The sequence below is a fragment of the Microbacterium sp. LWH10-1.2 genome, assembly GCF_038397765.1.
Classification (GTDB): domain Bacteria; phylum Actinomycetota; class Actinomycetes; order Actinomycetales; family Microbacteriaceae; genus Microbacterium; species Microbacterium natoriense.
On sequence record NZ_CP151638.1, the window covers coordinates 1,534,730 to 1,560,235 of the forward strand.

The 25,506-nt window shown below is 67.1% G+C and carries 22 protein-coding genes and 1 tRNA gene; 6 read left to right on the plus strand and 17 right to left on the minus strand.

Translation table 11 applies throughout. The annotated features are described in order from the left end of the window. Positions 1–64 precede the first annotated feature (64 nt). The 5 genes from MRBLWH10_RS07325 to MRBLWH10_RS07345 all read right to left on the minus strand — a co-directional run bounded on the left by MRBLWH10_RS07325 (position 65) and on the right by MRBLWH10_RS07345 (position 7,201). The gene (locus MRBLWH10_RS07325) at positions 65–2,623 is read right to left on the minus strand and encodes an AAA family ATPase (protein WP_341942182.1); all 2,559 of its coding nucleotides are present in this window, start codon (positions 2,621–2,623) and stop codon (positions 65–67) included. 78 nt (positions 2,624–2,701) lie between these two features. After that, entirely contained in the window at positions 2,702–3,904 is a 1,203-nt protein-coding gene (locus MRBLWH10_RS07330) for a hypothetical protein (RefSeq protein WP_341942183.1), read from the minus strand. Positions 3,905–3,913: 9 nt separating this feature from the next. Next, positions 3,914–5,077: a DUF262 domain-containing protein gene (locus tag MRBLWH10_RS07335; RefSeq protein WP_341942184.1), complete on the minus strand. Its 1,164-nt coding sequence runs from the start codon at positions 5,075–5,077 to the stop codon at positions 3,914–3,916. Next, complete coding sequence (locus MRBLWH10_RS07340) at positions 5,074–6,162, minus strand: adenine-specific methyltransferase EcoRI family protein (RefSeq protein WP_341942185.1); 1,089 nt, start codon at positions 6,160–6,162, stop codon at positions 5,074–5,076. Before MRBLWH10_RS07340 ends, MRBLWH10_RS07335 begins: the two co-directional genes overlap by 4 nt. Positions 6,163–6,325: 163 nt before the next feature. After that, positions 6,326–7,201, minus strand: coding sequence for an RNA methyltransferase (locus MRBLWH10_RS07345; RefSeq protein WP_341942186.1), 876 nt, complete (start codon positions 7,199–7,201; stop codon positions 6,326–6,328). 79 nt (positions 7,202–7,280) lie between these two features. Between MRBLWH10_RS07345 and MRBLWH10_RS07350 the strand changes: the two genes are divergently transcribed. The 3 genes from MRBLWH10_RS07350 to MRBLWH10_RS07360 are packed head-to-tail and all read left to right on the plus strand — an operon-like array spanning position 7,281 to position 10,006. After that, positions 7,281–8,111, plus strand: a complete 831-nt coding sequence (locus MRBLWH10_RS07350) for a Sir2 family NAD-dependent protein deacetylase (RefSeq protein WP_341942187.1) — start codon at positions 7,281–7,283, stop codon at positions 8,109–8,111. After that, positions 8,108–8,695, plus strand: a complete 588-nt coding sequence (locus MRBLWH10_RS07355) for a histidine phosphatase family protein (protein ID WP_223586433.1) — start codon at positions 8,108–8,110, stop codon at positions 8,693–8,695. Before MRBLWH10_RS07350 ends, MRBLWH10_RS07355 begins: the two co-directional genes overlap by 4 nt. A gap of 3 nt (positions 8,696–8,698) precedes the next feature. Next, positions 8,699–10,006 carry an erythromycin esterase family protein gene (locus tag MRBLWH10_RS07360; RefSeq protein WP_341942188.1) on the plus strand — a complete coding sequence of 436 codons (1,308 nt, stop codon included), beginning with the start codon at positions 8,699–8,701 and terminating at the stop codon, positions 10,004–10,006. On the opposite strand, the gene MRBLWH10_RS07365 is transcribed toward MRBLWH10_RS07360, so the two are convergent. From MRBLWH10_RS07365 to MRBLWH10_RS07385, 5 genes are read right to left on the minus strand one after another with little or no spacing between them, the layout of a single operon-like run. Continuing rightward, positions 10,007–10,813, minus strand: coding sequence for a CoA ester lyase (locus MRBLWH10_RS07365; RefSeq protein ID WP_341942189.1), 807 nt, complete (start codon positions 10,811–10,813; stop codon positions 10,007–10,009). After that, a complete protein-coding gene (locus MRBLWH10_RS07370; RefSeq protein ID WP_341942190.1) occupies positions 10,810–11,295 on the minus strand; it encodes a MaoC family dehydratase in 486 nt (161 codons plus the stop codon). Before MRBLWH10_RS07370 ends, MRBLWH10_RS07365 begins: the two co-directional genes overlap by 4 nt. A gap of 44 nt (positions 11,296–11,339) precedes the next feature. Beyond that, positions 11,340–12,491: an acyl-CoA dehydrogenase family protein gene (locus MRBLWH10_RS07375; protein WP_105675005.1), complete on the minus strand. Its 1,152-nt coding sequence runs from the start codon at positions 12,489–12,491 to the stop codon at positions 11,340–11,342. Then, positions 12,488–14,395, minus strand: a complete 1,908-nt coding sequence (locus MRBLWH10_RS07380) for a biotin carboxylase N-terminal domain-containing protein (RefSeq protein ID WP_341942191.1) — start codon at positions 14,393–14,395, stop codon at positions 12,488–12,490. The genes MRBLWH10_RS07375 and MRBLWH10_RS07380 overlap by 4 nt, the downstream gene beginning before the upstream one ends. Before the next feature lie 5 nt (positions 14,396–14,400). Further along, the gene (locus tag MRBLWH10_RS07385; protein WP_341942192.1) at positions 14,401–15,954 is read right to left on the minus strand and encodes a carboxyl transferase domain-containing protein; all 1,554 of its coding nucleotides are present in this window, start codon (positions 15,952–15,954) and stop codon (positions 14,401–14,403) included. Positions 15,955–16,065: 111 nt separating this feature from the next. On the opposite strand from MRBLWH10_RS07385, the gene MRBLWH10_RS07390 reads away from it, so the two are divergent. After that, a complete protein-coding gene (locus MRBLWH10_RS07390) occupies positions 16,066–16,659 on the plus strand; it encodes a TetR/AcrR family transcriptional regulator (RefSeq protein ID WP_341942193.1) in 594 nt (197 codons plus the stop codon). Here MRBLWH10_RS07390 and MRBLWH10_RS07395 read toward each other — a convergent pair. Genes MRBLWH10_RS07395 through pdhA form a run of 3 tightly spaced genes read right to left on the minus strand, consistent with a single transcriptional unit; the run spans position 16,652 to position 20,126 of the window. Further along, positions 16,652–18,001, minus strand: a complete 1,350-nt coding sequence (locus MRBLWH10_RS07395) for a dihydrolipoamide acetyltransferase family protein (protein WP_341942194.1) — start codon at positions 17,999–18,001, stop codon at positions 16,652–16,654. The genes MRBLWH10_RS07390 and MRBLWH10_RS07395 overlap by 8 nt on opposite strands. Next, entirely contained in the window at positions 17,998–19,008 is a 1,011-nt protein-coding gene (locus tag MRBLWH10_RS07400; RefSeq protein WP_105674995.1) for an alpha-ketoacid dehydrogenase subunit beta, read from the minus strand. Before MRBLWH10_RS07400 ends, MRBLWH10_RS07395 begins: the two co-directional genes overlap by 4 nt. A gap of 2 nt (positions 19,009–19,010) precedes the next feature. Continuing rightward, positions 19,011–20,126: a pyruvate dehydrogenase (acetyl-transferring) E1 component subunit alpha gene (gene pdhA, locus MRBLWH10_RS07405; protein ID WP_341942573.1), complete on the minus strand. Its 1,116-nt coding sequence runs from the start codon at positions 20,124–20,126 to the stop codon at positions 19,011–19,013. Positions 20,127–20,296: 170 nt separating this feature from the next. On the opposite strand from pdhA, the gene MRBLWH10_RS07410 reads away from it, so the two are divergent. Then, entirely contained in the window at positions 20,297–20,770 is a 474-nt protein-coding gene (locus tag MRBLWH10_RS07410; protein WP_105674993.1) for an Lrp/AsnC family transcriptional regulator, read from the plus strand. Here the strand turns inward: MRBLWH10_RS07410 and MRBLWH10_RS07415 are convergent. Next, on the minus strand, positions 20,742–21,641 hold the full coding sequence (locus tag MRBLWH10_RS07415; protein WP_341942195.1) for an alpha/beta hydrolase: 900 nt from the start codon (positions 21,639–21,641) through the stop codon (positions 20,742–20,744). The genes MRBLWH10_RS07410 and MRBLWH10_RS07415 overlap by 29 nt on opposite strands. Positions 21,642–21,708: 67 nt before the next feature. On the opposite strand from MRBLWH10_RS07415, the gene MRBLWH10_RS07420 reads away from it, so the two are divergent. After that, positions 21,709–22,419, plus strand: coding sequence for a 3'-5' exonuclease (locus MRBLWH10_RS07420; RefSeq protein ID WP_341942196.1), 711 nt, complete (start codon positions 21,709–21,711; stop codon positions 22,417–22,419). A 190-nt stretch (positions 22,420–22,609) separates the two neighbouring features. Here MRBLWH10_RS07420 and MRBLWH10_RS07425 read toward each other — a convergent pair whose 3' ends face one another. The 3 genes from MRBLWH10_RS07425 to MRBLWH10_RS07435 form a co-directional block, all read right to left on the minus strand. After that, on the minus strand, positions 22,610–24,250 hold the full coding sequence (locus MRBLWH10_RS07425) for a hypothetical protein (RefSeq protein ID WP_341942197.1): 1,641 nt from the start codon (positions 24,248–24,250) through the stop codon (positions 22,610–22,612). A gap of 511 nt (positions 24,251–24,761) precedes the next feature. After that, positions 24,762–24,836 (minus strand) — tRNA-Ile (locus tag MRBLWH10_RS07430). A gap of 30 nt (positions 24,837–24,866) precedes the next feature. Beyond that, complete coding sequence (locus tag MRBLWH10_RS07435) at positions 24,867–25,403, minus strand: gamma carbonic anhydrase family protein (RefSeq protein WP_341942198.1); 537 nt, start codon at positions 25,401–25,403, stop codon at positions 24,867–24,869. Positions 25,404–25,506: the final 103 nt, after the last annotated feature.

Genomic DNA, 25,506 nt, shown 5'->3' on the forward strand with positions numbered 1-25,506 from the left:
TCAAACACATCCACGCGAGCCAGCCTCGGCGAAGGTCGACGACGATCCGACCGCGGTGCTTGCGTCAGGGCGATTGGTACTTCTTGACGCTCTTCAACCAACCGTCGAGCACGTCGATCTCGGCCTTCAGCGTCTCTACCGAAGGCGGCGTGTAGTTCAGTTCCGGGTGCGGGTCGTGACGAGCCGCCCAACCGGAAATCCGACTGTACGAATCGTCATAAACCTTGACGTCTTCGTTCGTTACTCGCCCGACGACGCGCAACTTCCCTACGCGGACTTCCAGAGACTTGTAGTCGACGAGGGGCTCAGCGAGCACCTGGCTGATGATGCGCTCCCAGGTCTGGGACATATGACCTGCGATCTCCTCGGTCTGCCTCTGGTACTCCGTCTCGGACATGCCTTCCTCGCCCCGACGCAACGCCGCCACCTCTTGACGCAGAGTGTCCACGCGCTGTGCTGCGTCTTGTGCTGTCCATGGGTGACTCAAGGTCGTGAATCCGGGCCCGACCTTCCGCTTCCGTTCGATTCCGCGAGTGGTGAACGAAACCGCTGATGCATCCGCGATCTTACGAAGCGACATGGTGAATGCGATGTCATGGGTGAACACGATCACCTGCCGTTCCCCGGCGAGGTCGACGATTCTCTTAGCGACAGCCTCGCGTCGCATGTGATCGAGCGAGGAGACAGGGTCGTCGAAGACCAAAGCGGACCTGCTCGTGTCGAAATGCACCTCGGTCAGGAACCCCGCGAAGCCGAGAGCGGTCTGCTCACCCTCGGACAGCACCGCACGGAGACGCGCGCCCGTGCGCGCGTTCAAGAAGTCGGCCTTGTGCATCAATCCCAAGCCTTGACGCGATTTGGTGGCCTTGAACGTGACGCGTTCGAGCTCCAGCCGGTCCGACTCGCGGGTGAAGCGGTCACGTGCTTCCTCGGTCACGTACTTCTTCGTCAGTTCGCCAACCTTGTCAGTGATGGCGCGCGTATTCGTCGCCGCGAACTTTTCGTTCAGCAGCATGAGCTCCCGCAGCCGGTCGCGTTCTGATTCAATCAGGCGCTTCCCATCGCGCATCGCGATCTGGTCTCGCAGCCGGTTCTCTTCAGCCTGAGCTTGGGAAAGGTATTCGGTGAAGTCGGCGGCATCAAGCGAGCCGACCTGATCCCGGAGGCCTTGAGCTTGGGAGGCAAGTACCTCAATCTCCTTAGCCACGCCAACATCCGCTGGTTGTTCGTCGGCGATCATCCCGACTTGACGGTCGCGGAGCACGTCGAGCAACACCTGAATCCGCGCGGTGAATCCAGGTTCCGATTGTTCGATCGTCGCGATAGCGACCGCCAACGGTTGCGTCTCGATCGGCTGCCGTCCAAGTGCCGCCAGGAACGCCTCGAGCTCAGTCTTCGCCGTCTCCGCGTCCTGAGCTGTCGTATCCGAGACGAACGTATGGAATCGCCCAAGCCGCTCCGCACCTCCGCCGTCGAGAGGCTGCTGGCACAAGACGCACACGGCTCCGCCATCTGCGTGCGGGAATTCGTGCTCCGGGTAGACAACGAGGGAGTACTTCTCCGCCGCCTGCCAGAGCACCTTCCATACCGGAGAGCCGATACCGGCGAGCGGTTCGTCTCCGAACGTGGTCGCTGAGGCAGCATCCGCTGCCTGCTGTGCCGTGCGCACCTTCTCGCGCAGTTCGCCGAGCTTCCCACGCACGTTTGGTCCGAATGCGCGATCGAGATTGCTGAGGTGTCTGGAGACTTCGTCGAGTGCTGCAGCCGCGTGGTTCAGCCTCTTCTTCTCCTGTGCGGGATCCGCGGTCCGGAGCCGAGCCACTTCGTCGACCTGATCGCTCAGCTTCTGGTCAATGTCTTGAGGGCATGAGACCGCAGCGGCGATCTCTGCGTCCGTCGTCTTCGCCGTAAGGGCCTTCAGGAACACCGCCGCCGAGCCCTGCTCGCCGACGACCGGGAGAGCTCCGGTCCTCTCCTTCTCCGACTTCCACCCGTCTATGACGCGTCGAACGCCCGCGGTCACGGTCGAGAGGTCGTCGAGAAGCTGCACGGCCGAGGGCCGGTAGGAGATCTCTGCCTCTTTCTCGAGATAGGTGTCCCCGCAGTGCTCGTCATAGAGGGCGATTCGGCCGAGAGCAGGATCTGCCGTGGCTCCGAGCGACGAGGTCTGCTCGACCTCGCCGACGAGAAACACTACTTCGCCGGACTGTGCTCCTGGGGATTCGGAGAACACATCAGGGAGGATGTCCGCCCGGTGACGCGCACGCACCATTGACTGCAAGACCCGCGCGTATCCGGACTTGCCGCTGCCGTTGTTGCCGTAGACAACAGTGAGTCCGTCGGGCGCGAACGTCAGCTCTTGGTTCTCCGCCAGTCGGTTGACGTTCGACACGCCTTTGACCGCGAGGAGGCGCACCGGCTCGTCGTTGGTGCTCTGAGGGGCGGTCACCGATGCGAGCCAGCCCCCTTCTGGAGCAACGGGCGGCTTATCGAACAAGCTCCTGGCGATCTCTTCGTACTCGGTTTCACCGATCGTTTCGCCGTTCGCGATGCGTGCCAGCGCGTGTTGCTGCCACCAGGGTCGGGTAGCGATCCAATCGAGTACGTCTTCGTAAGCGGTCACTGTGTCTCGTTCTGTCTGGGGCGTTGCCTGGGCAAGATCAGTGCATCATGCTGCTGCTTGCGTCTAGGGCGTCAGCGCCTACGGCTTTGTCGAAGCGTTCTCGGCCAGTTTCAAAGCGCTCGCGGCTTCCTTGACCAGTCCGGGCAGTTCCTCGGTCTTGACCTCACTGGCGTGCTTTGCGGCGTCACGGTGCGAGAAGCGGGAGAGCACATTCTTTACGAGCACCGCATCGCCGAGCTCGACTCGTGCCGCCAGGCGGATTCCGTCAGCTGAGTTCGCATAGAACGGAGCAAGCGCCTTGAGGGAGAGAGCGACGTCCTCGGCGGTGTCCGCCTCGCGGAAATGCCTGCCTGCCTCGCGCAGTAGCAATCCGCCAAACGCACCAATGACCACCGCAATCGAAGCGCGGAGAATACCTCCGCCGACGGAGATGTCGAAGTTCTTGATGATGGCTTCGTTGACGATGTAGAAGCCAACGGCCCCTGCAAAGAGAAAAGCCGCCCACGCCCCGAAACGGATCCAGTGCGCGGCGCTACGCTCCCGCTTCGCCCGACCGTACCAGTCGACGGCGCTAAGGTCGCCGGCTGCGTGTTCAGCAAGTGCCTCACCGGCCTTGGTCGTCGCCGCGAGCGCGGCGATGCTTGCCAGCGCTTGCGTGTCGTGCTCCAGGTCTGTGGCCTCGCGATCCTTGTGCCAGGCTTCGAGTGCTTCTGTCCACGCGTCACGCATGTCGGTATCGGCAGATTGACTAACTGCCGTGATGGCTTCGCGTTCGGTTTGGATTTCCGTACGCAGCGTTTGGACGTCGATCGTGATCTTATCCAGCTCAGCGAGGCGCAATTTCAGTGATTGCTCGGTCTCGGCGATACGCTGCTCCAGCTCGCCAAGTCGGTCGTTCCGGGCGATGACTTCCTGGTCGAGGAGCTCGACATAGCTTGCCTTCAGATCTTTGGGCGGTGGCAGCGGCAGCGCGCGAAGCGCCTGTTCTAGTTGTTGGAAAGCATGGCCGTTCTGCTGGCGATACGCGATGAACTGCTGGAAACCGGCAGTGTCGACGGGGAGTTGGTTGAGCGCCGAACTGAGGACGTCCAAGGTGCTGAGATAGAGCGCGGGCTGCCGGGCAGCGCGCGTCTTGAGCGCTTCGTCAAGCCACTCCACGATGTCCTCACGCCATTGTTCGGCGTCGGCATTGTCAAACCGTGCCGCGTTGAGCGACTCCCGCTTGAGCCGCAGGGACTCCCAGACCGCGTGCTTGCTGTACCGCTCATAACCCGTCGCCATCACGCCGCCCTACCTATTTCCTTTGGCGCGATTGTGAGGGACACAGAGCATCTCGCAGTTTGCGAGATTGGTAGGCCCGTCCTTGGACCATGCCGTGACATGATCTGCATCCATCTCGCTGTAACTGTAGATGCGTTCGGCATTGTTGTTCGTGCCGCTGGCGCACATGGGGCAGTTCGAGATTCCGGCGGCCTCTGCCTCCTTGCTCTGCTTCTCGTAGGCAGCCAGCTTGGTCCGCTCGTCGAAGACTCGGACTTCGATCAACCTGGTCTCAACCTCGCCACCGAGGACGAACTCGTAGATCCCGCGCTTGTTCTTGACATCGACGTCGCCCATGAGCTCGGCGATCCGCAGATCGAGTTCGGCGGGGTCGAAACGGCCATCCTTGAACTGCCGGTGAAGCGGGCCCCATTTGACCGACTTCATCGGTGCGCGCTTCTTGGGAAAGGTGGTCTCAACCCAGTCGATGACACGCTTGAAGTACAGCCACAGTTCGTTGGCGTTCGTGTCGTGCTGGTGGGCTGCCATGTACTCGTCGATCTTGCCGTCGTTGTACCACTCGATCACGGTCTCGAGGAAGTCCTGGCGGATCGGCGTGCCGGACATGTAGTCAGAGGCAATGCCGTAGGCAGGGCAGCCGTTCTTGCTGAAGTACTTCTTGGCCGCCGTCACCCAGGGGCCGTGGTAGACGGCGTTGCGGAGCTCCTGGTCGGTGAGCTTCTCACCGGCGATGTTGATGGTCTTGAACCAATCGAGCTTCTCGGAGTCAGTACCCTCACAGAGATACACCATGAGTTCGTAGTCGAGGATTTGGTCTTGCTGGTCACTCTGAAGGTTATGGAAGGCGAGCTGGTGCCCATCGATCTGGATCGAAAAGTCGCCTTCGACGTACTGGCAGATGGAGATGGTGCGCTGCTGACCATCGATGATTTCGTAAGCGACCCCATCGTCACCCGGATTGTCGATGACCGCCCAGTACATGACGTTCAGCGGGAAGTTCCTGCGGAGCGTCTCCATGACTGCGTCGCGCTGCTTGTCTTTATACACGAACTCCCGCTGATACGGAGGGCGTACATCGAGCTTCCCTCCGTACGCACGCACACCCAGCTCGTCGTTGTCTTCGTAGTCCGCGATCAGATCGCGGACCTTGATGCGTTGAAGCTCGATCTTCATTCAGCGACCGACTTTCGTCGTATGAAGATCCGCTTATAGGTGCGCCTCAACGGGTAGCCCACGTCGAAGTAGGTGCCTGACCCAAACGAGTCTGCGCGGACATAGGCTCCACCTGATCCAGTGTTCGATCGCACCGGTACACCATTGACGACCTTTCTCTTACCCCTGTAGGTCTTGGTCGCTGGGAAGTCCGACTCGTCGGTACCAAGGATCTCGAACTGATCGGGGTTGTACTTCCCTAGAAAGGTGACAGGAACCCCCATGACGCCTTCGTAGTCGACCGGGATCTCCACGGTCTTCGCCACCTCGATCGCATCGAAGTTGTCGTAGTGCGGATACTCCTGCGGATTGTAAGTTTTGTAGAGGATGAGCTCTTCGTGACGCTTCGCGTGGTCTACGTTCGTGAACCAGGCAGTATTGCCGATTGTCTGATATCGATGCCCGTCGTCACCGATTTTCTGGCCCGACTTGACAGGAAAGTTCTCCGATACCCGGAACCACATCTGTCCGGTGCCAGTTCGTGTCACACCGAGCCACAATCTGTCAGCCTTAATGTGTGACCAGATCTCCTTGTAGGCGACCGCGTTCATATTGCCGAGGACAATGAACTGCTTGTCATGGGCGATGAGCTGGGCAATGTACTCGCGGAACAAGCTGAACGGAGGGTTGGTAACAACGATGTCGGCCTGCTGGAGGAGTGCGATACTCTCCGGTGACCGGAAGTCGCCATCACCCGTGAGCGGCTGTACCTCGATCTCGTCGCGGCTCGGGATCCGATCACCATCCTTGTCGCCGGTGTATTCGAGGTACACGGCCTGCTCGCTGTCCTCGGTGGAGAACAGGTCAATGTCCTGGCTCTTGTAGCAGGCGGCGATAAGCTTCTTTAGCCCGAGCTTCTCGAAGTTGTAGCTGAAGTAGTGGAAGAACTCCGACTCACGCGGATCGTCGCAGTTGAGGTAGACAACCTTGCCCTTGAAGTGCTTCTTGTAGTGCCGCATCTCCTTCTCGATGTCCGAGAGCTGGGTGTAGAACTCGTCGTCCTTGGCAGCCTTCGCATTGCCTAGACTGCGTTGCTTCGATGCCATCCATTCCCCCGCTCACCTGGCTGCTTCGCACCGCCGGGCACGGGGTGCGATCACGTCACAATCCTATCGACGGGTTGTGACAACGCCTGCGAGGCGCAGCCGACCAGTCAGTCTCTCTCGGGAGAGTTCCGGTGGCGGATTTCCCTGGGAGTAGCGTTCATGCCTACCTCGTCGCGTAGAACGTGACAGCGGATGCTGCTGCGACGTTCAGCGAGTCGACGCCGCCCATCATCGGAATCGTCACTCGGCGATCGAGCAGGGCATGAGCGCGTGGCGTGATCCCGAATCCCTCGGACCCGAACACAAGAGCGAGCTTCTCATGGTCTTCAGCGACGAGCTCATCCAGCGTGATCGCACCCTCCCCCAACGTCATCCCGGCCACCACGTAGCCGGCGTCCTTGAGAAGGTCAATGCCCGAGGGCCACTCAAGGATACGCGTCCATGGCACCTGGAAGACGGTGCCCATCGACACCCGCACGGAGCGGCGATACAGCGGATCGGCGCAGTCGGGCGTCACCAGGACAGCATCCACGCCTAGTGCAGCGGCCGACCTGAAAAGCGCCCCGACGTTCGTGTGATCGGTCACGCCTTCCAAGATCGCGATGCGAGACCGAGTCTTGGCTTTCGGTGTTTTGGAACACCCCACGTTGGTGTGGTCGCCGATCCCCTCGAGGATCAGAACCAGCGAGGCGCCCGCCACGACGTCGGCGACAGAGTGCAGTGGCGGCCTGTGCATGGAGGCCAGAGCTCCACGGTGCACCGCGAACCCCGTCACCGCCTCGGCCACCTCATCCGGGACGACGTAGACCGGGACGTCGTGCTCCGAGAGGAGGGAGCGGATGCCGTCGACCCATCGCCTCTGCACCATCACGGAGCGCGGGCGGTGGCCGGCACGCACCGCACGCTCGATGACCTTCGCGGACTCGGCGATGTACAGACCGCCCGCCGGCTCGGAGATCGCCCGCAGCGCCGTGTCCGTGAGGGCGCGGAAGTCGTCCAGTCGGGGGTCCGCTGCGGAGGTGACGTCGATGAGTTCCATAGACCTCCACTGTGGCACGTGCGACGCCGTCGCCTCCGCCGAGCGTCGTAGACTCGCACAGGGAGGTGCCGTGACCGCGATGACCGATACCGAGCTGCATGCCCGGATCACTCAGGCAGCCGATCTCCTCCGGGGTCGGAAGGTCGCGCTCCTCACCGGAGCGGGCATCTCCACGGACTCGGGCATCCCCGCGTACCGTGGCGAGGGCGCCCGCACCCGCGCCGATCCCATGACCATCCAGCGCTATCTCGGCGACGAAGCCGCACGCAGACGCTACTGGGTGGGCGGTCATCTCGGCTGGCGGGCCTTCGCGCAGGCCGAGCCGAACGCGGGCCACATCGCCCTCGCCGAACTGGAATCCGGCGGCGTCGTGAGCGGCATCATCACGCAGAACGTCGACGGCCTGCATCTGCGCGCCGGCAGCTCGCACGTGATCGAGGTCCACGGGACGATGCGCCGGGTGACGTGCCTGCACTGCGGCCAGGTCTTCGACCGCCGCGACATCGCCGTGCAGATCGAGGAGAGCAATCCCTGGATCGCCGTGCCGGAGAACGTCCTGCTCGCTCCCGACGGCGACGTCCTCCCGGAGACCACGGAGGGCTTCGTGGTGCCGGTGTGCACGGTGTGCGGCGGGATGCTCAAGCCCGACGTCGTCTTCTTCGGAGAGTTCGTCCCGCAGGACAGGTTCAAGGCGGCCGAATCGCTGCTGCGCGCCAGCTCCGCGATGATCGTCGCCGGCTCCTCCCTCGTCGTGAACTCCGGCGTCCGCCTGGTGGAGCGCGCACGTCGCCGCGGCATCCCTCTCGTCATCGTCAACCACGAGCCCACCCGTGCCGATTCGTGGGCGGACATCACGCTCGCGGCGGGCACGAGCGTCGTGCTCCCCGCCATCCAGGAGCTTCTGCTGTGACCCTCATCACCCTCGTCCGCCACGGTCAGACCGACTGGAACCTGGAGAAGCGCATCCAGGGATCCACCGACATCCCGCTCAACGAGAGCGGACGCGGGGATGCCCGGTGGGCGGCGTCGCAGCTCGGCGCGACCACGCATCACGCGATCTACGCCAGCCCGCTGCTGCGCGCCCGTGAGACCGCGGAGATCATCGCCGCCGAGCTCGCCCTCCCCGCTCCCGCCCTCGTGCCCGATCTCCGCGAGAGGGAGTTCGGCGAGGGCGAGGGGATGCTGGTGCCCGACTACATCGCCTCCTACGGAGACTGGCACGCCGAGGTGCCAGGGGCCGAGACCCTCGACGAGGTCGGGGTCCGCGCGCTGGCGGCGCTGCATCGGATCGCGCGCGAAGCCCGTCGTCGTTCCGCCCCGGTGGCGGAGTCCCTCATCGTGGTCTCGCACGGCGGCGTGATCCGCTCGCTGATCGACCACGTCTCCGGCGGCACCCTGCCCCGGGAAGGAGAGGTGCTCGCGAACGGCTCGATCCACCGCTTCGAAGCGTCGCCCGGGTCGCTGCGCCTGCTCGAGCAGGCCTACGTCCTCTGAGTCATGGACGTCGACGAGACGACGGAATGGCTCAGCCGCAGCCGGGTCGCCTTCGACGCGGTCGATCCGGAGGACATACCGGACGAGCAGCTGGAACCGCTTCTGTCCTTCGTCGGGGACGCACGCGTCGTCGCTCTCGGCGAATCGATGCACCGCACGCACGAGTTCCTCGCCTGGCGGAACAGGCTGCTGCGATTCCTCGTCGAGCGGGCGGGGTTCACGGCGATCGTTCTGGAGAGCGGCGTCGTCGAAGGGCTCATGGTCGATGACTGGGTGCGCTCCGGCGAAGGGCGTCTGCGCGACGTCCTGAACGACGGGGTCACCTACCACTTCGGCAAGTGCCAGGAGACGCTGGACCTCGTCGTGTGGCTGCGCGAGAAGACGGTCGCCGGTGCGCCGGTGCGCTTCTACGGGATGGACGTGCCCGACTCGGCATCCTCATCGCTCCCGGCTGTGCAGCACGTGGTCACGTTCCTGGACTCCGCGGATCCGCACTACGCCCGGCACGTGCGCGACATCCTGCTGCCCGAGTTCGAGTACCTGCCCGCCGACCGCGCCGGCCTCGCGAGAGCGGCCACCGCCCTGCACGCCTACCTGGGTCTCGCCGAGGAACGGCGCCGCGCGATGACCTCGACGATCTCGGGCATGACGGAGCGGGTCAGAGCTCGGAGGACCGACTACGTGCAGGCGGGAGCCGACGCCGACGTGGTCGACGTCGCCGTGCGGGCCGCGGAGCTCGCACGGAGCACCGACGCCTTCCTCGCGGCGATGGCGGAGGGAGCGTCACGCACCTGGGCGCCGGCGAACATCCGCGATTCGGCGATGGCCGACGCGGTCGAGTGGGTCCTGCAGCGGGAGGAGCGCGTGGTCCTGTTCGCGGCGAACGGGCACGTCCGCACGACGCCCTACCTCGCGCCGCCGTTCGTGACCGAGCCTCTCGCGACCGTGGGCACGCATCTCCGCGGACGCCTTGGCGACGACCTGCGCGTCATCGGCACGACGTTCGGCGGTGGTGCCGCGTGGCTGCACCGCCCCGCTCCGACAGACGCCCCCGGGCATTCCACGCCCTTCGTGCAGCAGCTGGATCGGCCGCGCGCGGAGACGCTCGACGCACTGCTGAGCACGCGCGCGGAAGGGTCGTTCTTCGTCGACCTCGCCGGGGCTCCCGCCTCCGTCGACCTCGTGACGGGCACACACAACGGACCCGAGGTCGAGCTCGCAGACGTCCGCGCGTCCTACGACGGGATCCTGCACGTCGACCGCATCAGCCCGTGGCACACCTGGATCGACGAGCGTGGACTCTGGCGGTGATCAACCGGCCCGGTCGATCACCGAGCGGGCGTGCCGGAGCACCGGCTCATCGATCATGCGGCCCTGGAAGCGGAACACGCCCCGCTCGCTCTCGGCCGCGGCGATCACCGCATGCGCCCAGTCGACCGTCGCGGCATCGGGACGGTACGCGTCCCTGATGGTGGCGACCTGCGAGGGGTGGATGCACGCGGTGGCGCGGAACCCGGATGCTGCGGCATCCGCTGCCTCTCGAGCGAGGGCCGGCAGGTCGTCGATCGCGATGTGCACGGCGTCGACGGCGGCCTTGCCCTGCGCTCCCGCCTCCAGCAGCACACGGGAGCGGGCATAGCGGGCGATGTCGCGGTAGCCGCCATCGGGCGTCCTGCTGGACGTGCCGCCGAGGGAGGCGACCAGGTCCTCCGCGCCCCACATCATCGCGACCACTCGCGGATGCGCGGCGATGCGATCCGCCGCATGAATCCCCCGGGCGGTCTCGCACAGGGCGATGAGGGAGTAGCGCTCGTCGAAGGCGTGGAGGCGCTCGGGATCCTCCGTCTTGGCGACCATCACGGTGCGGAAGTCCGTCTGAGCGAGGGTGGCGAGGTCGGAGACGAACGCCTCGGTGTCCGGAGCGTTCACCCTGACGATGACGCGGTCGGGGTCGAGGTCGGCGTCGATCAGGTTGCCCCGTGCCGTCGCCTTCGCCTCGGGGAGGACCGCGTCCTCCAGATCGAGGATGACGGCGTCCGCCTTCTCCAGTGCACCGCGGAACCGTTCAGGGCGATCGGCGGGGCAGAACAGCAGCGTGGGTCCGAGATCGAAGGTCATCGGTTCTCCTCCTCGGGGCGGCAGCGGACGAGGACCGTCCTGCTCGCGGTCGCGACGACGATGCCGTCCTGGTTGCGCCCGGTGTGGGAGATCGTGACGATCCCCTGACCGGGGCGGGACGACGACGGTCGCTTCGCGACGATCGTGCTCTCGGTGTACAGCGTGTCCCCCGCGAACAGCGGATGCGGGAACGCGATGTCGCCGAGACCGAGCTGGGCCACCAGGGTCCCCTGAGTGAGCTGGGCGACGGATGCTCCCACCATGGTCGACAGGGTCCACATGGAGTTCATCAGCCGCTGGCCGAACTCCTGGGTCTGCGCGAACGCGGCATCCAGATGCAGCGCCTGCGTGTTCATGGTGAGGGTCGTGAAGAGCACGTTGTCGGCTTCGGTCGCCGTGCGCCCCGGCCGATGCAGATAGCGGGCGTCGACCTCGAACTCCTCGAAGTAGAGACCTCGCTGGATGATGTCCCGTGCGGTCACCTCGCCGCCCTCCCGTCGGTCAGTGCGTCTGGCATGCTGACACGCTACCCGGCGAGACCCAGAGCCCTGGCGATGACGAGCAGCTGCACCTCGGTCGTCCCCTCGCCGATCTCGAGGATCTTCGAGTCGCGGTAGTGCCGTGCCACGGGGAACTCGTTCATGAAGCCGTTGCCGCCGAAGATCTGCGTCGCGTCGCGCGCGTTGTCCATCGCGGCTTCTCCCGCGACGAGCTTGGCGATCGCCGCCTGTTCGGCGAAGGGCTTCCCCGCATCGCGCAGTCGGGCCGCGTGGTGCCACGCGAGACGGGCGGTGTGCACACGTGCGCGCATGCGTGCGAGCGTGAACTGCGCGTTCTGCCGGGTGCTCAGGGCGCTGCCGAAGATCGTGCGGCTCTTCGCGTAGTCGACGGCCGCTTCGAGACACCCCTCCGCGGCGCCGGTCGAGAGGGCCGCGATGGCGATGCGTCCCTCATCGAGGATGCTGAGGAAGTTGCGGAACCCGCTCCCCCGCTCGCCGAGCAGGTTGCCCGCGGGCACGCGCACCCCGGAGAAGGTGAGCGGGTGGGTGTCTGAGGCGTTCCAGCCGACCTTGTCGTAGGGCGCTTCGACGGTGAACCCCGGCGTCCCGTTGGGCACGATGATCGTGGAGATCTCCTTGCGCCCGCCCTCGTTCCCGGTGACGGCGGTGACGGTGACGAATCGCGTGATGGGCGTGCCGGAGTTCGTGATGAACTGCTTGGTCCCGTCGATCACCCACTCATCGCCGTCGAGGCGGGCGGTGGTGCGCGTGGCGCCCGCGTCGCTCCCCGCCTCCGGCTCGGTCAGACCGAACCCGGCGAGGGCGCGGCCGGCCAGCAGATCGGGCAGCAGATCGCGCTTCTGCTCCTCGGTGCCGAACCGGAACACCGGCATCGCTCCGAGGCTGACGCCGGCTTCCAGGGTGATGGCGATGGACTGATCGACCCGCCCGAGCGCCTCGATCGCGATGCCCAGAGCGAAGTAATCTCCGCCCTGACCGCCATGCTCCTCCGGGAAGGGCAGGCCGAACAACCCCAGCTCGCCCATCTGCGCCACCACGTCCATCGGAAGCGTGTGCGTGCGGTCCGCCTCGTAGGACTGCGGCGCGACGACGGTCTCGGCGAACTCCCGGACCATGGCGGCGAGCTCGCGCTCGTCCTCGTTCAGATCTTCACTCATCGGATCTCCTCTGCGGCCCCGTCGTGGGGACTCGTCGTCACGCGGGCGACCGGTTGGTCGCGCCGCACCTGATCGCCCACGGCGACCAGAAGATGCACCGTGCCGTCGTGCGGCGCGAGCACCGGGTGCTCCATCTTCATCGCCTCGATCGACAGCAGCGGCGTGCCTGCGGCGACGCGCTCGCCGTCGGCGACGTGCACCGCCACGACGCTGCCCGGCATGGGGGCGCGGCCTTCGGGCTCTGTGGCGACGGCGGCCCGCTGCGCTGTCGCGAGGCGTCGCCGCATCCGTGCCCGACGATCGAGGGGACGAAGACGCATCGTGCGGCCGCGCTCGGCGACCCAGACCGCGCCGTCGGCATCGAGCGCCGTCGGCAGCTGCGACGGCGTCCCCGATTCGGACTCGACCAGCGCGTCGTCATCCGTGAGGAACGCCACGTCTGCGGCATCCCTCTCCGTGAGGGCGGTCCAGACGGCGCCCGCGTCGGAGACGGTCGGCGCGCTCTCCTGCACGCGGGCTCTCGCACTGGCGAGCATGCGCGCAGAGGGAGAGGGCACAGGCAGCCGCAGGAGGGTCTCGATGAGCCCGGTGTCGAGATCGCCGGCGATGACCCTCTCGTTTCGGCACAGCGTCCGGAGGAAGTCGATGTTGGTGTCGACGCCGAGCACGACCGTCCGGCTCAGCGCCTCATCCAGTCGGCGCAGCGCCGTGACCCTGTCGGCGGCGAGGGCGATGACCTTCGCGATCATCGGATCGTAGAATCCGGTGACCTCGCTTCCGGTCTCGATCGCGGCGTCGACCCGCACACCCTGCGGCGGATCGAAGAGCAGCACCCGTCCGGTGGACGGCAGGAAGCCTCGCTCCGGAGACTCCGCATAGATGCGGGCCTCGACCGCGTGTCCGTGGACTCGAGGCGCGGGATCGAGTCGTCCCCCGGCAGCGACACGGAGCTGCAGCGCGACGAGATCGAGCCCGGTGACCTCCTCGGTCACGGGGTGTTCGACCTGGAGACGCGTGTTCATCTCGATGAAGAAGATCTCATCGGGCTCATCCGCGTCGATGAGGAACTCGACCGTTCCGGCGCCGACGTAGGAGACGCTCTCGGCGGCCCGCACTGCCGCGGCGAGCAGCCTCTCGCGGGTCTCGGCGGGCATGCCTGCGGACGGCGCCTCCTCGATCACCTTCTGATGCCGGCGCTGCAGCGTGCACTCCCGCTCGCCGAGCGCCAGCACGGTGCCGTGCTCGTCGCCGAACACCTGCACCTCGATGTGCCGAGGGCGGCGGATCAAGCGTTCGAGGACGAGCGAGTCGTCTCCGAACGCGGACGAGGCGACCCTGCGCGCGGACGCGAGGGCCGCGGTGAGCGCGGAGGCGTCGGCGACGACTTCCATGCCCTTCCCTCCCCCGCCCGCGCTGGGCTTGACGAGGAGCGGGAATCCGATCCGCTCCGCCTCCTCGGCGATCTCGATGTCGGAGAGACCCGTGGCGTCGAAGCCGGGGACGACGGGCACGCCGTATCGCGTCACGTGCTCACGCGCCCTGGCCTTGTCTCCCATGATCTGCAGCGCCTCGACCGAGGGGCCGATGAAGGTGATGCCGCTCTCTGCGCAGGCCTCGGCGAGACCGACGCTCTCGGAGAGGAATCCGTAACCAGGGTGTATCGCCTGGGCTCCCGCCGTCCGTGCGGCCGCGATGACGGCGTCGATGTCGAGGTACGACTCCGCTGCGGGCGCAGGGCCGACCCGCACGGCCGCGTCGGCCTCGCGGACGTGCGGCGACTGCTCGTCCGCATCGCTGTAGACCGCGACGCTGCGGATGCCGAGCTCGCGCAGGGTGCGGATGACCCGGCGTGCGATCTCGCCGCGGTTGGCGACGAGGACGGTGTCGAAGAGGTGGTCGCTCATGAGTCTCACATCCGGAAGACGCCGAAGCGCGGTTCGGGCAGCGGGCTGCGTGACACGACGTCCAGGGCGAGGCCGAGGAGGTCGCGGGTGTTCTCGGGATCGATGATGCCGTCGTCCCACAGGCGGGCCGTGGCGTAGTACGGCTCGCCCTGCTGTTCGTACTGGTCGCGGATCGGCGCCTCGAACCCGGAGCGCTCCTCCTGGCTCCACGACTCCCCCCGAGCGGTCAGCTGATCCTCCTTGACGGTCGCGAGCACGGACGCGGCCTGTGCTCCGCCCATCACGGAGATCCGGCTCGCCGGCCACGTCCACAGGAAACGCGGCGAGTAGGCACGCCCGCACATCGAGTAGTTGCCCGCCCCGAAGGAGCCGCCGATGATGACGGTGAGCTTCGGCACCCGGGTGCTCGCGACGGCGGTGACCATCTTGGCCCCGTCCTTGGCGATGCCCCCGGCTTCGGCATCCGACCCCACCATGAAGCCCGAGATGTTCTGCAGGAAGAGCAGAGGGATGCCGCGCTGGTCGCACAGCTCGATGAAGTGCGCGCCCTTGAGGGCGGACTCGCTGAAGAGCACGCCGTTGTTCGCGACGATGCCGACGGGATGACCGTGCAGTCGGGCGAACCCGGTGACGAGAGTGGTTCCGTACTCGGACTTGAACTCCCGGAACGTGTCCGCGTCGATGAGGCGGTCGATCACCGCGTGCACGTCGTAGGCGGCGTTCACGTCGACGGGGACGACCTCGTACAGGGAGGACGTCTCCGCCGGATCACGACTCGGCACGATCTCCCAGGCCGGGGCGTGCGGCGCCGGCAGCGTGGAGACGATGTCGCGGAGGATCTCCAGCGCATGCTCGTCGTCTTCGGCGAGGTGGTCGACGACGCCGCTGCGCCGAGCGTGCAGCTCTCCCCCACCCAATTCCTCGGCGCTGACGATCTCGCCGATCGCGGCCTTCACCAGCGGCGGGCCGCCGAGGAAGATCGTGCCCTGTCCGCGGACGATCACCGTCTCGTCGCTCATCGCGGGGACATAGGCTCCGCCCGCCGTGCACGAACCGAGCACGGCCGCCAGCTGCGGGATTCCGGCGGCCGACATGCGCGCCTGATTGAAGAAGATGCGGCCGAAGTGGTCGCGGTCGGGGAACACCTCGTCCTGCTTGGGGAGGAATGCGCCTCCGGAGTCGACGAGGTAGAGACAGGGCAGCCTGTTCTCCAGAGCGATCTCCTGCGCGCGCAGATGCTTCTTCACGGTCAGCGGGTAGTAGGTGCCGCCCTTGACGGTGGCATCGTTGCAGACGACCATCACGTGACGCCCGTGCACGAGTCCGATGCCGGCGATCACCCCGGCTCCCGGCGCCTCTCCCCCGTAGAGACCGTCAGCCGCGAGGGGCGCGACCTCGATGAAGGGGCTCCCCTCGTCGAGCAGCCGCGCGACACGGTCTCGCGGCAGGAGCTTTCCGCGCGAGAGATGACGCGCACGCGACGCCTCCGGGCCGCCGAGCGCCGCGGCGGCGAGCCGCTCGCGCAGCTCCTCAGCCAGGGACTCCTGGGTCATCTGCATCGTGACGTCCTCCTCGACCCACGCGAGCGCGCGACACACGGTGGCGCGCCGCACGCATTCTCGGTTAGTGTTCACTAACCCGATGATTCAGGTTAGCGAGGATTAACTGAGATGACAAGCCCGCTCACCGCCCGAGACCGTGCCAAGGCCGAGCGCTCCGACGCCATCCTCCGCGAGGCGGCGCAGCTGTTCGCCGCACGCGGCTACAACGGCGTGAGCCTCGAGGACATCGGGGCGGCCGTCGGCGTATCAGGGCCGGCCGTGTACCGGCACTTCGCCGGAAAGCAGGCGCTGCTCGGAGCCGTCCTCGTGAAGGTCAGCCAGGACCTCGTCTCCGGCGGCACCCGGGTCTCCGCGGAGGTCGACGACAGTGAAGAGCGGATGCGAGCGCTGATCGGCTTCCACGTCGAGTTCGCGTTGGGGAACGCCGAGGTCATCCGCGTGCAGGATCGAGACGTCGCTCATCTCGCCGAGTCCGACCACGCCGACGTGCGTCGACTGCAGCGCTCGTACATCGAACTGTGGATGGAGGCGCTGCGTCCCCTCGTCGACACGTCGTCCGATGAGCTCCGCCTGCGCGTGCAGGCGTGCTTCGGACTGATCAACTCGACGCCGCACTCCACCCGCTCTGCGGCGAGAAGCCACTCCGCCACCGCGTCCGTCCTGGCCGCGATGGCGGAGGCCGCTCTCCGCGCGACTACCTGAGCAGCATCGCCCGCCCCGGTTCCTCGAGGATGTCGGCGACGTCCTTGAGGAACCGCGCTCCCTCCGCGCCGTCGACGAGGCGGTGATCGAACGACAGGCTCAGCGTCATCATCTGGCGCAGCACGATCTCGCCGCGGTACTCCCACGGCTGACGGCGCACGGCGCCGACGGCGAGGATGCCCGACTGACCGGGGGGAAGGATCGGCGTCCCGGCATCCACTCCGAACACGCCGATGTTCGAGATCGAGAAGGTCCCGCCGGCGAGCTCGGCGGGGGTCGTCTTCCCCGAACGGGCGGTCTCCGCGAGGGCCTTCAGCGCGTCGGCGAGCTCGGTCAGCGTCAGGCGCTCCGCGTCCCTGATGTTCGGGACGATGAGGCCCCGCTCGGTCGCGGCGGCTATGCCGAGATCGACGTAGTTGCGCTGCACGATCTCGCCCGCGGCCTCGTCCCACCGGGCGTTGAGCCCTCGGTTCCGCCCGAGCGCCAGGCACACGGCCTTCGCGATCACGGCCAGAGGGCCGATCCTGTGCGCGGCCAGGGAACGGTCCTCCCGCAGCGACGCGAGAAGATCCATCGTCGCAGTGACGTCGACGGTGTGGAACACCGTGACGTGCGGAGCCGTGAACGCGCTCTCGACCATCGCAGCCGCCGTGTGCTTGCGCACGCCGCGGATGGGGATCCGGAGTTCGCGGTCATCGTCAGCCAGGGCCGCAGCGGTGAGCGGAGCCGACACGGTCGTCTCCGCCTCCTCCGCGCGGATGCCGGCGCGCCGCGCGAACTCGTCGATGTCATCACGGGTGATGACGCGGTCGCCCACGACGGCGGACACCAGGACGAGGTCGACGCCGAGCCTCTTGGCATAGGCGCGCACGGGTGGCGTCGACCGAGGACGCTCGATCACGGTCTCGACGCTCGCGCTGGGCCGCGCATCGTGCGGTGCGGCCTCAAGAACGGCGGTGTCCGCGGTCATCGACGGGCTTCCGACCCGACGTGCACGCCGAGCGGGACGTCCTGAGCGGGCCGGTGCTGCGCCGTAGCCGACGAGGTTCGGCTGCGCCTTCTCCTCGGCATCCGATGCCCCCGCGGGAGGTGTCTCCTCCGTGCCCGCGACATCGAAGGCGATCAGCGGTGCGCCGACGGCGACGGTCTCCCCCGCCTCGGCGTGCAGAGTCGAGACGACGCCCTCGTACGGCGACGGCAGTTCCACGATGGCCTTGGCGGTCTCGACCTCGGCGAGGTTCTGATTCAACGCCACGCTGTCGCCAGGCGCGACGAGCCACTGGACCACCTCTGCCTCGGTGAGCCCTTCTCCCAGGTCGGGCAGGCGGAACTCGGCGATCATGCGTCGGCCCCCGTCAGGCTGTGCGGGCGATCGAGCACGCGGTCGACCGCGTCGAGAAGTCGATCGAGGTCGGGCAGGTGGTACTTCTCCAGCTTCGCGGGCGGATAGGGCACATCGTGACCCGTCACGCGCAACGGGGCGGATTCGAGGTACTCGAAGCAGCGCTCCGTGATGCTCGCGATGACCTCGGCGGCGACCCCCGCCTCGCGAGAGGCCTCGTGCGCGACGACGACGCGACCCGTCTTGCGGACGGATGCCGCGACCGAGTCGTAGTCGACGGGCGACAGGGAGCGCAGATCGATGACCTCCAGGGAGATCCCTTCGTCCTCCGCGGCCTCCGCCGCCTGCAGCGCCGTCGTCACCATGGCGCCGTAGGTGATGAGCGTGGCATCGGTCCCCTCGCGCACGACGCGGGCGAGCCCCATCGGCGGCGCATCGGCGAGCGGCGCCTCGAGATCGACCTCGCCCTTGTGGTGGTAGAGCCGCTTGGGCTCGAAGAAGATCACGGGATCGTCGCTGGCGATCGCCTGTCGAAGGCTGCGGTAGGCGTCCTCGGGGTTCGAGACGGCGACCACGCGGAGGCCCGCTGTATGCACGAAGTACGCCTCGGGCGACTCCGAGTGGTGTTCGGCCGCTCCGATGCCGCCGGCCCAGGGGATGCGGATCGTGATCGGCATCTTGACCCTGCCCTGCGTGCGGTAGTGCAGCTTCGCGACCTGAGCCACGATCTGGTCGAACGCCGGGTACACGAAGCCGTCGAACTGGATCTCGACGACCGGTCGATAGCCGCGGAACGCGAGGCCGACCGCCGCACCGACGATCCCCGACTCCGCGAGAGGCGTGTCGATGACCCTCTTCGCCCCGAACTCGTCGAGGAGTCCGTCCGTGATGCGGAAGACGCCGCCCAGCTTGCCTATGTCCTCTCCGAGGAGGACGACGCGATCGTCGTCGCGCATCGCCTGCCGGAGACCCGCGCCGAGGGCCTTGCCCAGAGTCAGCTCGGTCATGATCACACCTCGCCGTCGAACGACGCGAGGTACGCGGCGTACTCGTCGCGCTGGCGATCGAGTCCCGTGTGCGGCTCGGCGTACACGCCGTCGAACACCGCGAGCGGAGGACGCGTGACCATGCCGAGGCACGCGGCGCGCATCTCCTTGGCCACGGCATCCGCCGCAGCCTGGGTCTCTGCGACATGCACGTCGCTCAGCTCTCCGCGCGCTCGCAGATGGGCCTCGAGACGGGAGATCGGGTCACGGCGGCGCCACGATTCAAGCTCGGCCTCGTCGCGGTAGCGCGTCGGGTCGTCGGCCGTGGTGTGCGGGCCCATCCGATACGTGACCGCCTCGATGTAGGCCGGCCCCTTGCCCGAGCGCGCGTGCTCCAGCGCCCAGCGCATGGCGGCCATGCAGGCGAGGACGTCGTTGCCGTCGACGCGGAGGCTCGGGATGCCGAAGCCCGGTGCGCGACCGGCGATCGGGAACTGCGACTGCACGGCGACGGGCTCCGAGATGGCCCAGTGGTTGTTCTGGCAGACGAAGACCACGGGAGCGCGGTACGAGGCGGCGAAGATCATCGCCTCGTTCACATCCCCCTGGCTGGTCGCACCGTCGCCGAAGTAGGTCACGGCGACCTCGTCTGTCTCGTCGTGCTGGATCCCGAGCGCATAGCCGACGGCGTGCAGGGTCTGCGCGCCGATGATGATCTGCAGCGGCGCCACGCGCAGCGCCGCCGGGTCGTGACCGGCTCCCTCTTCGCCGCGCCACATGCGGACGTAGTCTCCCGGCTTGGCTCCTCGCGCGTAGATCACGCCGGTCTCGCGGTAGCTCGGGAACACGTAGTCCTGCGGCGCGAGCGCACGAGCCGTGCCGATCTGCGTCGCCTCCTGCCCGTTGCAGGGCGCCCAGAGACCGAGCTGGCCCTGGCGCTGGAGCGCGACGCCCTCGGCGTCGATGCGACGGAGGACGACCATGTCGCGGTGCAGGGCGCGCAGCTGCTCGGCATCCACATCGGCCACATAGGGGTCGAGCTGGGCGTTCGCGATGCGCGTGCCGTCGGGGCCGAGGATGCGCTCGGAGAGCTCGAGATCCTGCGCTGCGTCCGCGATGGGCGTGAGTTGCGGTGACATCATCGTCCTCCTCTGTCGTGGCTGCCCTCGTGGGGCTCTGCACGTCGGTCATCGGCAGCTCCGCCGATGACCTGAGCGTACGTCTGTTCAACACGACGCTCAAGCAATTGCGAGGCTGTTGAGCATGTTGCTAAATCCGGGTCGATACGAGACTGCTACTCTTTGGCACTATGCCTGGACTTGACCGCATCGATCTGGAACTCCTCGCCGCCCTCGCCGACGACCCGCGCATCACGATCGTCGCGCTCGCCGAGAATCTCGGCCTCTCACGCAACACCATCCAGGCGCGCATGGCGCGGCTGGAGCAGACCGGGGTGTTCCTCTCGTACGAGCGGTCCTTCTCCCCCGATGTCCTCGGATTCCCCCTGCAGGCGTTCGTGAGCATCGGCGTCAGGCAGACCGAGCTGCCGCGCATCATCAACGAGCTCGCACGCATCCCCGAGGTCGTCCAGGCCCACGGCCTGAGCGGCTCGATCGATCTGCTGGCCAGGGTGGCCTGCCGCGACGCGCGTCACCTGTTCGACACGGACGCGCGCATCCTCTCGATCGACGGCGTCGAGCGGACGGAGACGTCACTCGCCATGGGCGAGGTCATCCCCTTCCGGGTGGCAGGGCTCATCGGCCTCGCGCGACGGGAATCCTGAGGAAGCGACGGATCGCGCCGGCAGCCTCGGCCGGCGTCTCGTAGTGGATGAGGTGCCCGACATGGGCGATCTCGACCAGTTCCGCATCGTCGAACAGCGTCACGAGCACCCGCTCCGCCTCGATCGGCGTGATGTCGTCGCGGTCGGCCGCGATCAGCAGCGTCGGCACGTGGATCTTCGGGGCGAACTCCCGCACGTCATGCGAGACGCTCGCGACGAACGCGTCGCGCAGCACGTCACGATCCGCGAACCGTGAGAAGTACGTGTCGTGCTGGTCGTGGATGAACCTGCGGAGCTCCGGATCCTGCGTCTTCGCCATCGTGACGCTCATGATGCGGACGATCGCCCGGTTCCGCAGCAGAGCCGTGCCCAGCGTCTCCGGCAGGCGCGCCCCCATCGCGTAATAGAAGACGGCGAGTCGGGTCATCAGCCCCTTGGGCCCCTCGAGGGCGGGGGCGCCGATCGGATTGATCAGGATCAGCCGGGGCGTCTCCAGGCCGGACGCGATCGCGGCCGACACGACGATCGATCCGAACGAGTGCCCGAGGATGACGGCACCCGGCGCGACCGCGGCGGCGAACTCGACGAGCCAGGACGCGTACTCGTCGAGGTCGTACGTGCGCCCGGGCACCGGTGCGCTCTCGCCGAAGCCGGGGAGGTCGGGGGCGATGACCCGCGCCTCCGGGAGGAAGGCGAGCACCGGCTCCAGGCCGTGGTGATCTCCGCGGAAGCCGTGCACGGCGATGACGGTCGTCTCGGCATCGGCCGCCCCGTACTGCCAGTACGCGGTGACGCCGTCGCGGACCTCGACCTCGTGCCGCTCCACCGGAAGGCGGCGGAGTCGTTCGGCGTAGGGCGAGGATGCGGTCATGATCCGAGTCTACGGAGTCGCCGTGCGCCTTCCTGGCAATGTCCGAGGCCGCGCCTACCGTGAGGGCATGCCCGCAGATCCCGCACTCCCGACGTGGCTCACCCGCGTCGGAGTGTTCGATCTCGAGACCACGGGCGTCGACGTGGAGAGCGACCGCGTCGTGACCGCGCACGTCGGCGTCCTCGACGCGAACGGGCGCGAGATCGCCGCGCGGGACTGGCTCGCGGACCCCGGGATCCCCATCCCCGACGGAGCCACCGCCGTGCACGGGATCACCACGGAGCAGGCCCGTCGCGCCGGCAGACCGGTGCGCGAGGTGGTCGCCGAGGTCACCGCGGCCCTGCGCTCGCTGCTCGACCAGGGCGTCCCGATCGTCGCCTACAACGCCTCCTACGACTTCTCGCTGCTCGCCCACGAGTGCGTGCGCCACGGCATCCCTCCGCTCGTCGCTCCGTCGCCCATCATCGACCCGCTCGTCATCGATAAGGCGTACGACAGGTACCGCCGCGGCAAGCGCACACTGGAGGTCGTCGCCGCGCACTATGCGGTGCCCCTGGAGGGCGCGCACGACGCCTCGGCGGATGCGGTGGCCGCAGGCCGCGTCGCTCAGGCGCTTGCGCGACAGTTCCGCCTCCCAGAAACCCTGAGCGAGCTGCACACGCGACAGATCGGATGGGCGCGCTCTCAGGCCGAGAGCCTGACGGAGTACTTCATCAGCGTCGGACGACTCGATCCTGAGGATGCGCTCGACGGCACCTGGCCGGTGCGCAACAGCTGACGGCGCCCGCGCTCTCCTCGCGCCCAGCACCTTCCCTCCCCTCGGGAGGGCCCACACCACTCTCTTCGGCGCGACTCGTCTTCGCGCGTCAGTGCATCGACGGAGCAGGCATCCCCCTGGACAGGGAAAGGACCCGGGGAGAGTGCAGATGCACCTTCTCCGGGCCCTTCCCTTCACGCGCCGACTAGATTCAGGCGGTGCGCTTCCGGGTCACGAGCAGGACTCCCGCACCGACGAGCAGGAGGACTCCTGCGGTGACACCGTAACCCCACGGAATGTCACCACCCGTGGCTGCGAGATTCCCGGCGACCGGGGCGGGAGGCGGCGTGGTCGCCGGCTGAGGAACGACGGTCGTCAGGTCAGCGGTGGCGCCGGCATCGACCGTGACGCCTCCAGGCGATACGCCCGTGGCGGAGGCGACGTTCGTGAGGGGCTTCCCGGTGAGGTCGCCGGCACCGGCGACGTAGGTCGCGGTGCAGGTAAGGCTCTCGTCGACGGCGAGCTCGGTGACCTCACCGCAGTCGATGTCGCCGAAGGTCCCGGTGCCGCCGACGGGGCCCGGGTCGGACACCTCGACGTCGTGCAGGGGCAGCTCACCGTCGTTGAGGACGACGAACGTGTACACGACCTCCTGGCCGGCCTTGGTGACCTGTGCCGGGTTCACGGACTTCGTGAGCGACAGCGAGGGGACGAGAGCGCGGATGGACGCCGACGGCTCCCCGTTCAGGCCCGAGGCGCCGTCGATGACGTTGGTGTAGTCGCCGCCCGCGCCGAGGACGACGTTCACGGCGATCTCGCAGCTCGTCTGGCCGGTAGCGAGCGATCCGGCGTCCACGACGACCTCGGAGCCGGCAGCGGGAGCGTCGATCTCCGCAGAGCAGCTGGAGTCGACGTTGGGCTCGTCGGCGATCGTCATGCCCTCGGGGAGCACGTCGGTGAAGGACCAGCCGGTCTTCTCCGACAGCTCGCTGGTGTTCACGATCGTCAGATACATCGTGACGGGCTGCCCCACCTCGACGGTCTCCTGATCGAACGCTTTGTAGATGCTCGGCGTCGCGTCGAAAAGGCGCAGGTTGTCGTACGCGAAGTCGTTGCCGCCACCGCTCGTCGCGCGGTTGCGGACGAGGAGCTCCGCCGAGCTCGACTCCTCGGCGCGGAAGCCGCCGCTGTAGAACTGCCCGCTGCGGATGGCGAACCCGTTGACCGTCTGCACGTTCGGCGAAGAACACGCCCTGGCGGGGTTGCCGGCGATCATGATCTCGCCGTTGGGCAGAGAAAGACCGAAGTCGAGGGTCGACTGCACAGCGCCGATGCCGCAGTTGACCTCGGCCGTGTCGATGCTCGCGACGTAGAAGCGGCCTTCGGTCAGTTCGATGCCGCTGTCGATCGACTGGGCGAGCAGCGTGTCTGCGGCGCCCCCGTTGGCCTCGGTGTATGCCGCGACGGCGCGGTTGTCGGCGTTCCCGCCGCCGAGGACCGTGGCGAGGTTGACGAGTCGATTGGAGGCGTTGACGTTGCAGGCCGCGCCATCGCCTGCGAACGGGATGGGGGTGTTCCCCTGCAGGACGAAGCCGTTGCACGCTGCAGCGTTCAGCCAGAACGGCGAGGCGGTGTACGTGGCTCCGTCCACGCCGGTGTAGTTGACGAGTCCGACGACGTCGGCGCCGGTGACGTTCTCGAAGGTCTCCTCGAACACGAGCGAGGGGTCGGCGGGGGCGGCCGGCGTGGGTGGTGCGGCTTGAGCGGCTGTCGGCACGAGTGCCGCACCGGCGAGTGCGAGGAAGGCGACGGCTGCTGCTGCAGACGTTCGCACGGCTTTCTTGGGGATCACGGTTCGCAGTCTCCTTCGTATCTGGGGTTGACGGACAACGACCGGTCGCCACGTTAGGGAACTCCCCGCGTCAGATGGGCGATCGCGACATATTGGTGTATCGATGACCCCCGGCGGAGGTCACGTGCGCGACCGAACGTCAGAATCCGGCTCATCTCGACACTCGTGCCACGGCCGGAGAGGCTTTCATCACCCGCGAGCCGCCTCTCGGCCCACGATCGCATCGCACGAACACATCGTCGAAGTCGAGCGAGCCCCCTGCGGACTGGGGAGATGACGCAGGGGGCTCGACCCCATCGATGCTCGGAGAGGAGAGGGAGCATCTGCGGTGGAGGTTCGCTGTTCCGCGATCACCGCGAGGTCATCGTGGCACCAGACCTTCGACTCCACCAGACCTTGACCCCGAACGGGGTCAGTCCAGGAGCGAGACGCACGAGGCTGCGCTCTCGGCGCGTACCTGGCTCACTGGGTACGTCCGAACAGCGCACACCGGGAGCGTGCCGGACAGGAGTAGGGCGGGCGGGACTTGAACCCGCGAATCGTTGGGTTATGAGCCCACTGCCTTAACCAGCTTGGCCACCGCCCCGTACGCACCCAGCCTAGCGGGCGCGCAGACTCAGACGGAGGTCGCGGACGTGTGCGTCAGCAGGTGGCCGAGGTAGGTGTCCGCGTTCGCGATCAGGCCGGCGCGCTCGTCATCGTTCAGCGCTCGGCGGACCTTCGCAGGGACACCGGCGACGAGCGATCCCTCGGGGATCTCCGTGCCGCCCAGCACCACGGCTCCCCCGGCGATCAGGCAGCCCGCTCCGATCACCGCGCCGCTGAGGATCACCGCACCCATCCCGATGAGCGAACCATCGCCGATCGTGCAGCCGTGCACGACCGCGTTGTGGCCGATCGACACCTTCGATCCGATGACGACGGGGTGTCCGGCATCCACGTGCACCGAGACGTTGTCCTGCACGTTGCTGCCGGGGCCGATCACGATCGGCGCCGAATCGCCTCGTAGCACCGCGTTGTACCAGACGCTCGATCCGGCCGCCAGAGAGACCGCACCGACGATGCGCGCGCCCTCCGCCACGAAGGCGCCGTCGGCGATCGACGGCACGCGATCCTGGAGGGCGAGGACGGATGCTCCCTGCGCGATGCTCATAAGGCGAGACTACCCTCATTACCGCGTGTTTCCGCGGATTTCTGCCCCACTAAGCCCAGCCTTCGCTTGCTTGCGGAATGTTTCAGGATGAGTAGCGTTGACT